Source organism: Martelella sp. K41-7, from assembly GCF_055808365.1.
Map to the genome: position 1 here is coordinate 504,034 of NZ_CM147867.1, position 10,501 is coordinate 514,534.

9 protein-coding genes are annotated in these 10,501 nt (G+C 56.2%); 7 read left to right on the forward strand and 2 right to left on the reverse strand.

Going from position 1 to position 10,501, the window contains the following annotated elements; all coding sequences use genetic code 11:
- The first annotated feature begins 2 nt into the window (after positions 1–2).
- Positions 3–518, forward strand: coding sequence for an Hcp family type VI secretion system effector (locus tag AC0L7L_RS02410; RefSeq protein WP_272210080.1), 516 nt, complete (start codon positions 3–5; stop codon positions 516–518).
- Positions 519–646: 128 nt separating this feature from the next.
- The gene (locus tag AC0L7L_RS02415) at positions 647–1,096 is read left to right on the forward strand and encodes a hypothetical protein (RefSeq protein WP_272210081.1); all 450 of its coding nucleotides are present in this window, start codon (positions 647–649) and stop codon (positions 1,094–1,096) included.
- A 788-nt stretch (positions 1,097–1,884) separates the two neighbouring features.
- Here AC0L7L_RS02415 and AC0L7L_RS02420 read toward each other — a convergent pair.
- Positions 1,885–2,931, reverse strand: a complete 1,047-nt coding sequence (locus AC0L7L_RS02420; protein WP_473511697.1) for an acyltransferase family protein — start codon at positions 2,929–2,931, stop codon at positions 1,885–1,887.
- Between the two features lie 349 nt (positions 2,932–3,280).
- Between AC0L7L_RS02420 and AC0L7L_RS02425 the strand changes: the two genes are divergently transcribed.
- The 5 genes from AC0L7L_RS02425 to cysQ all read left to right on the forward strand — a co-directional run bounded on the left by AC0L7L_RS02425 (position 3,281) and on the right by cysQ (position 9,093).
- Positions 3,281–4,117 carry an IS5 family transposase gene (locus AC0L7L_RS02425; protein ID WP_272210312.1) on the forward strand — a complete coding sequence of 279 codons (837 nt, stop codon included), beginning with the start codon at positions 3,281–3,283 and terminating at the stop codon, positions 4,115–4,117.
- Between the two features lie 278 nt (positions 4,118–4,395).
- Positions 4,396–5,340, forward strand: a complete 945-nt coding sequence (locus AC0L7L_RS02430) for an endonuclease/exonuclease/phosphatase family protein (RefSeq protein ID WP_473511699.1) — start codon at positions 4,396–4,398, stop codon at positions 5,338–5,340.
- Between the two features lie 156 nt (positions 5,341–5,496).
- A complete protein-coding gene (gene cysD / locus AC0L7L_RS02435; RefSeq protein WP_272210086.1) occupies positions 5,497–6,396 on the forward strand; it encodes a sulfate adenylyltransferase subunit CysD in 900 nt (299 codons plus the stop codon).
- Positions 6,396–8,315 carry a bifunctional sulfate adenylyltransferase/adenylyl-sulfate kinase NodQ gene (nodQ, locus tag AC0L7L_RS02440; RefSeq protein WP_473511702.1) on the forward strand — a complete coding sequence of 640 codons (1,920 nt, stop codon included), beginning with the start codon at positions 6,396–6,398 and terminating at the stop codon, positions 8,313–8,315. Before cysD ends, nodQ begins: the two co-directional genes overlap by 1 nt.
- Position 8,316: 1 nt before the next feature.
- Positions 8,317–9,093 carry a 3'(2'),5'-bisphosphate nucleotidase CysQ gene (gene cysQ, locus AC0L7L_RS02445; RefSeq protein WP_473513741.1) on the forward strand — a complete coding sequence of 259 codons (777 nt, stop codon included), beginning with the start codon at positions 8,317–8,319 and terminating at the stop codon, positions 9,091–9,093.
- Between the two features lie 220 nt (positions 9,094–9,313).
- On the opposite strand, the gene AC0L7L_RS02450 is transcribed toward cysQ, so the two are convergent.
- Positions 9,314–10,360, reverse strand: coding sequence for a glycosyltransferase (locus tag AC0L7L_RS02450; protein WP_473511704.1), 1,047 nt, complete (start codon positions 10,358–10,360; stop codon positions 9,314–9,316).
- Positions 10,361–10,501 lie beyond the last annotated feature (141 nt).

Here is a 10,501-nt window from a genome sequence, read left to right on the forward strand (position 1 = left end):
CCATGCCCACACCCGCTTATATCACGATCGACGGCTCGACGCAGGGCCCGATCACGCAAGGCGCCTTTACCGAGGATTCGGTCGGCAATGTCTGGCAGGAAGGCCATGAGGACGAGGTCATGGTTCAGGCCATCGACCACACCGTCGTCATTCCCCGCGACCCGCAGTCCGGCCAGCCGGCCGGCCAGCGCGTGCACACGCCGTTCAAGTTCACCTGCACGCTGAACAAGGCCGTGCCGCTGCTCTATAACGCGCTGTGCACTGGCGAGATGCTGACCAAATGCGATGTCAAATGGTATCGCACCAACTCCGCCGGCAAGCAGGAGCATTTCTTTACCACCACGCTGGAAGATGCGCTGGTGACCGACATGGACTGCACCCTGCCGCATTGTCAGGACCCGAAGAATGCCGACTTCACCCAGCTGGTAAAGGTCGAGCTTTCCTACCGCAAGATCACCTGGGAGCACACGGCATCCGGCACATCCGGCTCCGACGACTGGCGCGCGCCGGCCGCCTGACGAGGCCTTGCGAAGGTATCTCCGGAGCCGAATGGTTCCGGAGGTGTGCGGAAAAGTACAACCTTAGGTGATTTTCTTCTTGGTGTGCTCCTAATGGGAGCGGGAGTGCCGGAGGAAAGGAGGCAAACATGCTGCGCTATACGATCGGTAAGACCAGAAAAGCCCGCGACTTTCTGCTGGGGTTGTGGCAGCACGGACGGCTGCACCGCGGTGGCGGCCGTGACCAAACGCCCAAGAGCCTGCCGGAAGCGGAAGGTTTCTCCGGCACTGCGCTTGATGTCACCGGTGAACAGGGCGTGGTCGGTGTCACGATTGGCGGTCGCGGCGCAGTGCCGCATCGTGCGCATACCCCTTCAGCCGCCGATGCGCTCGATCCCGGCATCAGCTTCCTGGATCAGTTTGCCGACCACGCGCTGCTTGCCGAAAACGAACGTCGCGCCGCCCGTAGCCAAGCCTCCGCAGATGTTTCGCCGGAGGTCGTGAAAGCAAGGGCGACGGTAGCAAGACCGCATGCGCTGGCACCGCGAGCAGATCAGCGGCCTCGGGCGGATATGACAGGCAACAGGAGTCCGTCATGAACGAGATCATCGACATGCCGGTTCTCTTTCAGGATCAGGACATCGCCTTCACCTTCGCAGCCGTTCCGCTCCCCCGGCCAATATGAGAGAGCAGAGACCGGCAGCAGTTCACTGAGCTTGAGCGTAGGGAAGACGTCGCCATATTGAGGAGCGCTAATACCGGGTCCGTGCTTGCCATTGCAATTGACTCGCATCGCATTTATGTCGCATGAAGCTGTAGCACAGCAGGCTGATTCTCGTTTTAATCATTTATTTCAATGCTTTGGCTCTTGATCGGATTTCACTGAGAATCCAGGTTCCCCAGCCAAATCACTTTTCAATTCACCTAAAATTTGAGATCGTTTTTTCTGCTTCTCTGTGCTCATGCACTGCGGTGTCTCACAGACGGCATCATGCAGTTTCAGACGAGGTCGGGCCAGTGGTGGCCGATGTTTTTCGTCGGGGTGACGTCCACACTTGGTGCAGCCTTGTTCCCGTGCACTCTGGAAAAGGCGTGGTTCCGGTTGATCATCACTTACCGCTTAACCATCGTCTTCTCGCCCTTGACCGTTGCCAGAGCGACTTTCTCTTGGAAAGCGGGGCTGTGATTGCGGCCGGGGCTTCTCGTCATTGCGGTGTCTGTGAACGGTATGGCGCCGAATGGCAGAGCCGCAACCATTTATCCAAAGTGTTCAGTTTCCCCGAATCGCTTCAGATATATGGTCGGCCTCTACCCCCGCCAGCAGCGGAACTGTTCCGCCGCCGGCGTTGCCGACTTTTGCACCGCTATTGATGTCGATGTATCTGTTTTACCGGCTTAAAACTCGTCGTTGCAGCAGCCAAGCAGTGAAAGGCTTCTCCAGCCAAGAGTATGAAATCCGGGCAGCTGCCACCGAAGCACCAACAGCTAAAACAAGATAAGCCGTTGGAAAAGCGTTCGAAGGATCAAGTCGTAGCCAAAGAATTTTGACAATAGCCAATGCAAAAGGGTGGCAGAGGTAGAGGCTATAGGAGCTATCTCCAAGGAAATGAGCGACGCCAGCACCACGCTGCTCCCATCTCTCTGGTAGTGTGAAAACGAATCCTGCTACGAAAATAATCGCAGGAAGACCGAGGGAGATGAACCGGTTCTCTACACCCGCAGTAATGTAAAAATAAACAATCCCTGAAGTGAGAACGGCCAGAAAAAATCCTGAACCCGAGCGCATAGGCCCAATCTTCTGGAATAGTAAAGCCAATAGGCCTCCGGCAAGGAATTCCAGAACAATAGGATTGCCCCAGAAGCGGAAAGGTCCCCCAATCAGAGGGCCCAACACCAACGCCGCCAGCAACAATCCCCAGATGCGTAAAAACCAGGCGTTGGCTGGACGCCAAGCCAGCGCGAGAGCAAAAAGAACATAGAAAAACATTTCGTAGTTAAGTGTCCAACCGAGCGAAAGCACTGGTTGATAGTTGCCGTACGCACTCACACAGGGCAGGAAGAGGAAGGAGCAGGCCACCTGCTGAAACGTAGTTGTAGAATGATTGAGTTGGGTCGGAAACAGCAAAAGCGCCAGCAGCATCCCTGTGGTGTAGAACCAATAAAGAGGTACTACTCGAATAATTCTTCGGCGCATGAATTCGAGTGATGCTCCAGGCCGGGTCACGAGCTTTCCGCTCGTCAAGACCATAACGAAGCCACTAACGATGAAGAATATATCGACCCCGATGCCAAAATTGAATGGCAACTCGGGATAAGGGACCCCTACCTGATGAATTTCATTGATTGTATGGCCTGTAACGACACTGAGTGCTGCCACTGCACGTAAAATTTGGATTGATATCAACTGGGATTGGCTTTTTGCCTTAGCCTGCATGCTTGCCGTCCTTCAAAAAAAGGCCCTTCATGTTTGCTTGATAAAATGAAAATTACATTCGTTGTCTGAGCAACAACGTATTTGTTCCTAAAGGCATTTCGACACGAAACTGATACCTTCCTGAGGAAGGCTGAAAATATGATATCGATAAAATGTCTATTGATTTCTGTAAAAACAGTATGCTGTAGGTGACTTTTACGGTTCAGCGTAGAAGAAGCAAGAGGACGACCGGCATTTTGAAGGTTTTTATATCGCCGGTCTCAGGTCGATAAGAGCCCGATTTAAAAGTTGTTGAGTGATATCAGAAGGATGTGATTCAACCACCTCTGCCAAGAACGTGGAGGATCGCATGCCCTGGAATGATATCACCCGCCTGCAGCATAACCGGGATCGCCTTCGCTATCCAACCGATTTGACGGACCGTGAGTGGGCTGTAATTGCTCCACTGATACCGCTGGCCAAGCCCGGCGGGCGGCCACGGAAAACGAATATGAGGGAAGTGGTGAACGCGATCCTTTATATTGCGGGCAGCGGCAGTCAATGGCGGGCTCTGCCGAAGGACTTCCCTCCGGTCTCCACGGTGCGAGGCTATTTCTATGGCTGGCGCGACATCGGCCTTTGGCAGACCATCAATCATCTGCTCGTCTGCGCTACGCGCGAACTGGAGGGGCGCGAGGCCTCGCCCACAGCCGGTGTCATCGACAGCCAGAGTGTCAAGACCACCGAAAGCGGCGGGGTTTCGGGCTACGACGCCGGCAAGAAGATCAAGGGCCGCAAGCGCCACATCATCACCGATACGATCGGGCTGATGCTGTTCGTGCTTGTCCATGCTGCCGATATCCAGGACCGCGACGGTGCGCCCGATGTCCTGAAAGCCATCCGCTACCGTTTCCCCTGGTTGCGCCATGTCTTCGCAGATGGCGGCTATGCCGGGCAGAAGTTGCGAAAAGCGCTGCGCGGATGCGGCCAATGGAACCTTGAAATCATCAAGCGCTCCGACATAGCGAAAGGCTTTGAGGTTCTGCCCCGCCGATGGGTGGTGGAGCGCACCTTCGGCTGGTTCGGACGATGCCGTCGGTTGGCCAAAGATTGGGAAAAGTCCATCGCAAGCGCCACAGCATGGGTCAACATCGCCAGCATCAGGGTGATGACCAGACGCCTCGCACGATATTGTTTCCCATCATGAACTTTTGAATCCGGCTCTAAGCGCACTGATCCTGCCTGTCGGAACGGACGTGGTTCGCCGGCGTTGTTGGCAGCCTTGTCGACATCCGGGTTGACGACGACGCCTGGGCCGCAGCCGCAAGCAAGGTTCGCTTGACCGTCTCTGGCCAACGCCATATCTTTGCCTCGATAATCAAATTCCATTTGAACATTATGTTTCTTTAGCGCCGATACTGACTTCGGAATTCTTGCAGAACGAGCGGTCGGCACACGGATGTGCGGATCCTTTCAGGGCTTTTCATGAGAGTGCTTTCGATCTTGCTCGGCGCATGCGCCGTTTTCACTCTTTTCCTGGGCATTCTTCCCTCGATTTCGCACTTCTGGGTCGCCGCCTTCATTGGCGGAATGCGCACTCATATCGCGGCAGCAGCGCTGTTGTTTTCAATCGCTTTTGTTTTCTCTCAGCGGTCCGCCTTGTCAGTTCTGCCTTTTGTGGCATCCGTGCTGCTATGCCTGTGGGTCTGGTCTATCCACCAGACGATCTCTCAGCCGGAACCAGTCTCAGATGGCGGCGGAGAAATGCTCAAGGTGATTGAATTCAATATTCTGGGAAGCAATCGACACGGCGCTGAGATTGCGCGCTGGCTTGAGCGGGAGAATGCAGACCTCGTCTACGCGCTCGAGTCGCCCCCGATTGTGGGAGAAATCTCTGCGCTTTCAGATGTTTACCCTTATCGTGCCGGATGCGGAGAACTCGTATCCGATTGCGACCTGATGGTGATGTCCAAATACCCGCTTGAGGATGCCGGTTTCAGGAGCATGGGGGCATTTTCCGGCGATCGTTTTTTCCATGCGCGCATCGAGATCAACGGCAGTGCCGTGAACATTGTGGCGATGCATCTGACAAAACCGTATTTTGATGCCTTGCAGCGTCAAGAGCTGATCGTTGCGACCCGCTGGATCCGCGGAATCGAGGGGCCGGTCATTCTCGCAGGCGACTTTAATTCTTCCTTGCTGTCACCGGATATTCAAAATTTCATGATGGCGACAGGGCTTCGATCGTACGCCCGTGAGCCACGTACATGGCCAGTCGGTGCGTGGTCTCTCGGCCTGCCGATCGACCATGTCCTGGTGCGCCCGCCCGTTCACATCAAGAGCCTCCGGCGCGTTGAGGACAATATGGGGTCCAATCACTACGGCCTTGCGGCGGAAATCGTCCTGCCCTCCGCCGTGATGCCAAGGTGAAAATGCGTATCGAGAGCCGATGCTGCTGACAACGGTGACACGCGGGTGGGGATTTTTTTCTATTCTTTCGCCGATGAGTGGTTCAATTGGGTTTTACTGGTGCTTTGAAGCGGTTTAATCCGAGCCAGTCTCAGGGATTCAATTTCAGGAATAAATATGTCACTGACCCATTTGCAAAGGCTGGAAGCGGAAGCCATCCATATCTTCCGTGAAGTCGCGGCGAATTTCTCACGACCGGTCATGCTCTATTCGATCGGCAAGGATTCGTCGGTGATGATGCATCTGGCGATGAAAGCGTTTTACCCGGCCAGGCCGCCTTTTCCGTTTCTGCATGTCGATACGACCTGGAAGTTTCAGGCCATGTACGAATTCCGCGAGAAGATGGCCAAGGCGCTCGGCATCGATCTCTTGGTTCATGTCAATCCGGAAGGCATTGAGGGCGGCATCAATCCCTTCGATCACGGGTCGAGCGCCCACACCCATATCTGGAAAACGGTCGGCTTGCGCCAGGCGCTGGATAAATACGGTTTCGATGCGGCCTTCGGTGGCGCCCGGCGCGACGAGGAGAAGTCTCGCGCCAAGGAGCGCATCTTCTCCTTCCGCAATGCAAGCCATGCATGGGATCCGAAAAACCAGCGTCCGGAAATGTGGAAGACCTACAATACCCGCGTCGGCAAGGGTGAGTCGATCCGCGTCTTTCCTCTGTCAAACTGGACCGAGCTCGATATCTGGCAATATATCTTGAAGGAGAACATCCCGATCGTCCCGCTTTATTTTGCGGCAAAGCGGCCGGTCGTCGAAAGGGACGGCATGCTGGTTATGGTCGATGACGCGCGTATGCCGGTCGCGGCGGAAGAGAGGGTCGAGGAGAAGATGGTGCGCTTTCGCACGCTGGGCTGCTATCCGTTGACGGGGGCGGTCCAGTCCGATGCAACGGACCTTGTGGGTATTGTCCGCGAGATGCTGACGGCTCAGACCTCCGAGCGCCAGGGCAGGGCGATTGACATGGATGAGGCCGGTTCGATGGAGAAGAAAAAGCGCGAGGGGTATTTCTGATGCAGGAGCGCTCCGCATTGACCGGCGACATGACCGAGTATCTTGCCGAACAGGAACAGAAGACTCTTTTGCGTTTTCTCACCTGCGGCTCCGTCGATGATGGCAAGTCGACGCTGATCGGCCGGTTGCTCTACGATACCAAGCTGATTTTTGAAGATCAGCTCGCGGCACTTGAACGCGACAGTGAAAAACATGGCACGACCGGGGCGGATATCGACTTCGCGTTGCTGGTCGACGGGCTTGAGTCCGAGCGCGAGCAAGGCATCACCATCGATGTCGCCTATCGCTTTTTTGCAACCGCCGCCCGCAAATTCATCGTGGCCGATACGCCCGGCCATGAGGAGTATACCCGCAACATGGCGACCGGCGCCTCGACGGCGGACCTCGCTATTGTGCTGGTGGACAGCCGCCAGGGCATTTTGCGCCAGACCCGGCGCCATTCGTACATTGCCTCCCTTCTCGGCATCCGCCATGTCGTACTCGCGATCAACAAGATCGACCTGATGATGTATGCTCAGGAGGTCTATGACGGGATCGTTGCGGATTATATGGACTTTGCAAGGGACCTCGGCTTCGAGACGATCGTGCCGATCCCGCTCTCGGCGCGTTATGGCGACAATGTCACCACGCGCTCGCAGAATATGCCGTGGTATGATGGGCCGATCCTGCTTGAGCATCTGGAGCGGGTTCCGGTTGAAAAGGATATGGCCGAAAAGCCGTTCAGGATGCCGGTGCAGCTTGTAACGCGGCCTGACCTGAACTTTCGCGGCTTTTCCGGTGAACTTGCCTCCGGCCGGGTGGCCGTGGGCGACGCTGTGGCCGTGGCGAAATCCGGACAGACCTCAAAAGTCAGTCGGATCGTGACCATGGATGGTGATCTCCATGCTGCGGAAGCCGGTCAGGCAGTGACACTTGTTCTTGATGACGAAATAGAGGTGTCACGCGGCAATATTCTGGTGGCGCCCGATGCGCGGCCCGATGTCGCCGACCAGTTCCGGGCAAAGATCATCTGGTTCGATGCCGATGCGATGATTCCGGGCCGATCCTATATTCTGCGCACCGAAGCGGATACGACACCGGCGACAATTACAGGGCTGAAATACCAGGTCAACGTCAATACCTTTGCTCATGAAGCCGCAAAGACGCTGAATATGAACGAGGTGGGGGTCTGCAATATTTCCACCCAGTCGCCGATCGTCTTCGACGCCTACAAGGACAATCGCGCCACCGGCAATTTCGTGATCATCGACCGTTTGACCAACAAGACGCTCGGTGCAGGCATGATTGATTTTGCCCTGCGACGCTCGCTCAACGTAACGTGGCAGGCTGTCGAGGTGAACAAGAAGGCGCATGCCGAACTGAAGGCGCAAAAACCCGCCGTTCTCTGGTTTACCGGTCTTTCCGCTTCGGGCAAGTCGACGATCGCCAATGCGCTCGAGAAGATCCTCCACGCCAAGGGCAAGCACACCTATCTTCTGGACGGCGACAATATTCGCCATGGCCTCAGCCGTGATCTGGGCTTTACGGCCGAAGACCGCGTTGAAAACATCCGCCGGGTGGCCGAGGTCGCCAGGCTGATGGCCGATGCGGGCCTGATCGTGCTGGTGTCTTTCATCTCTCCGTTCCGTTCCGAAAGGCGGCTGGCGCGGGAAATGTTGGATGTGGGCGACTTCATCGAGATCTTTGTCGATACGCCGCTTGAGGTCTGCGCCGAACGCGACCCCAAGGGTCTCTACAAGAGGGCGCGGACTGGAGAAATTGCGAATTTCACCGGTATTTCATCCCCTTATGAAGAGCCGGAGAATCCGGAAATTCACCTGCGCACTTCTGAGCATGAGCCTTTCGAACTGGCCAACCGTATTGAAGACTATCTTACCAGGCATGAGCAGGAGGCGCAGGATGACCGAGACGATGCGTGATATGCAGGATGTGTTTCTTCAAGCCGCGCTTGAAGCCGGACGGGCGATCATGACCGTTTATGAAAACGGTATCGATGTTTCCTACAAGGAGGATGCCTCGCCCGTGACCGCCGCTGATGAGGCGGCCGAGGCAATCATTCTCGACTATCTCGGCAAGGCCTTTCCCGATATTCCTGTCGTCGCGGAGGAATCTGTTGCCGCCGGGCGGATCCCCGATATTGCCGGGAAACCGTTTTTCCTTGTGGACCCGCTTGATGGCACCAAGGAGTTCATCAACCGGCGCGAAGACTTCACCGTCAACATCGCGCTGATCGAAGAGGGCGTGCCGGTTTCCGGCATCGTATATGCCCCAGCAAAGGGGGCGGCTTACCGGACGAGCGGACGCGGAGCGGAGAAGCTGACGATCATTGACGATCAGGTTACCGCCGCCGCCGCGATTGCCTGCCGGGCAAAGACAAACAAGCCGGTCGCGGTGGCCAGCCGTTTGCACAACAACACGGAAACGCTCGCCTTTTTGGAACAGATCGGCGCGGCCGACTTTTCGGCGGTCGGCTCATCGCTCAAATTCTGCCTTATTGCGGAAGGTGAGGCGGACATCTACCCGCGCTTCGGCCGGACGATGGAATGGGATACGGCGGCGGGCGACGCCGTGTTGCGTGCTGCTGGCGGAAAGACAATGACCGTCGGCCCCGAACCCGCCGAACTGCGCTACGGCAAGACGTCAAAGTTCAGGGCTGAAGGGTTCGAAAATCCGTTCTTTGTCAGCTCCGGCATCTGATGGATCGGCTTCCGTCAAAATCTGAAACGCACTAAAAGAGGCAGCACTTTATGCCGCCGGATGCGATCACGATTACTTCCTTCTCCCGTGCAGGTCGGCTTAAGGCGGCTCTTTCGACCCTGTCTTCAGGACGGCTGTGGGTGTTCGCCTCTCTCCATGCGCGCGAGGAAACGGCACAGACAAAGCATGGGATCAGACAGGTGGCAGATGCTGGAGCAGATTATGTCGGGCGGCTCTCGTAGATAGTCCGGTATGAACTGGAGACCTCGACGGGGTCGTAGAAGGAGAAACGAAGGTCTTGTTGGTTCCTGCTCGTCAATGCGTCCAGGGTCTGCCGCACCGCCTCGATGGTGAGGGGGCCATTAAAGCTGTAGACCCAGTCTGACCCAACGGCTTCCCGCAGGTCGACCAGGGCGTTCGCATTCGGGCAGAGGACCGGCGTATCCTGGGAGAGGGCGGCGAGGACGCTACCGGAATTCAAAATGCTCTGAAAATTGAAAATGGCCAGATCGGCGCTCGAAAAGATCGAGGCAACTTCCTTGTGGGAGAGCATTTGCTTTTGGAAGGTAAAACGGTCGTCTCCGGCGATTTTTTCGGAGATCTCGGCGCAATATGAATTGTCTCCGTCGCCGGCGATCAGCAGGTGAAAGGGCCGGTCCATCTGTTTCAGCAGGTCTACGGTCTCCGAGATCCCCTTATATGGCCTGATCTTGCCGACGCAGCAAAGAAGCGGGGTTGCATCGCCAAGACCAAGCGCGCTGCGTACGTCAGTGAAGGGGCGGAAAACCGAGAAAAAGCCGGTATAATTCGGATGGGGGACAACATGCGCTCGCGCCCCGTCCACTTCCGGATAGGCTGTGCGGATCGCATCCTCGCTCGAGGGCGCCATGATCACCAGATCCGTCACCAGAGGCAGGAAATGCCTCCTCAGATAGGCAATTGCGTTCGCCTTTGCCGGGTTCGGGCTTTCATGTGGCTGGAGATTGTGCACAGTCCAGACGACCGGTTGTCCGTTCTGCCGCGCATAGCGCGCCTGCTCCACTATGCGCCATGCCTTCCACTGGGCGGCTGGCGTTACGCGCGCCGACAACTTGCCCCAGAAAATGCCCTCCAGCCAGTGGACGTGAAACGGCATCTTCCTTTTCACCAGGGAATTGGCGGTGAAATGATGCGGCGTAATGCCGTTCTTCTTCAGCCCGTCAGCGAGGATCGAAATAAAAGGATTATCGAGGCTGTGAACGCGCGCCGGGTACATCAAAATATTCACTTTAAATTTCCTTGATGCTCAAAAAAATCAAAAAAACGTATAAGCGCGCGCTCGGCAATATCCGGAAAGTTTGGCGCGCGCAGCCAAGTCTTGTCCTGTCCTGTCCGGTTAATTCAGGTTATCCGGGCTCAATGCTAGTGC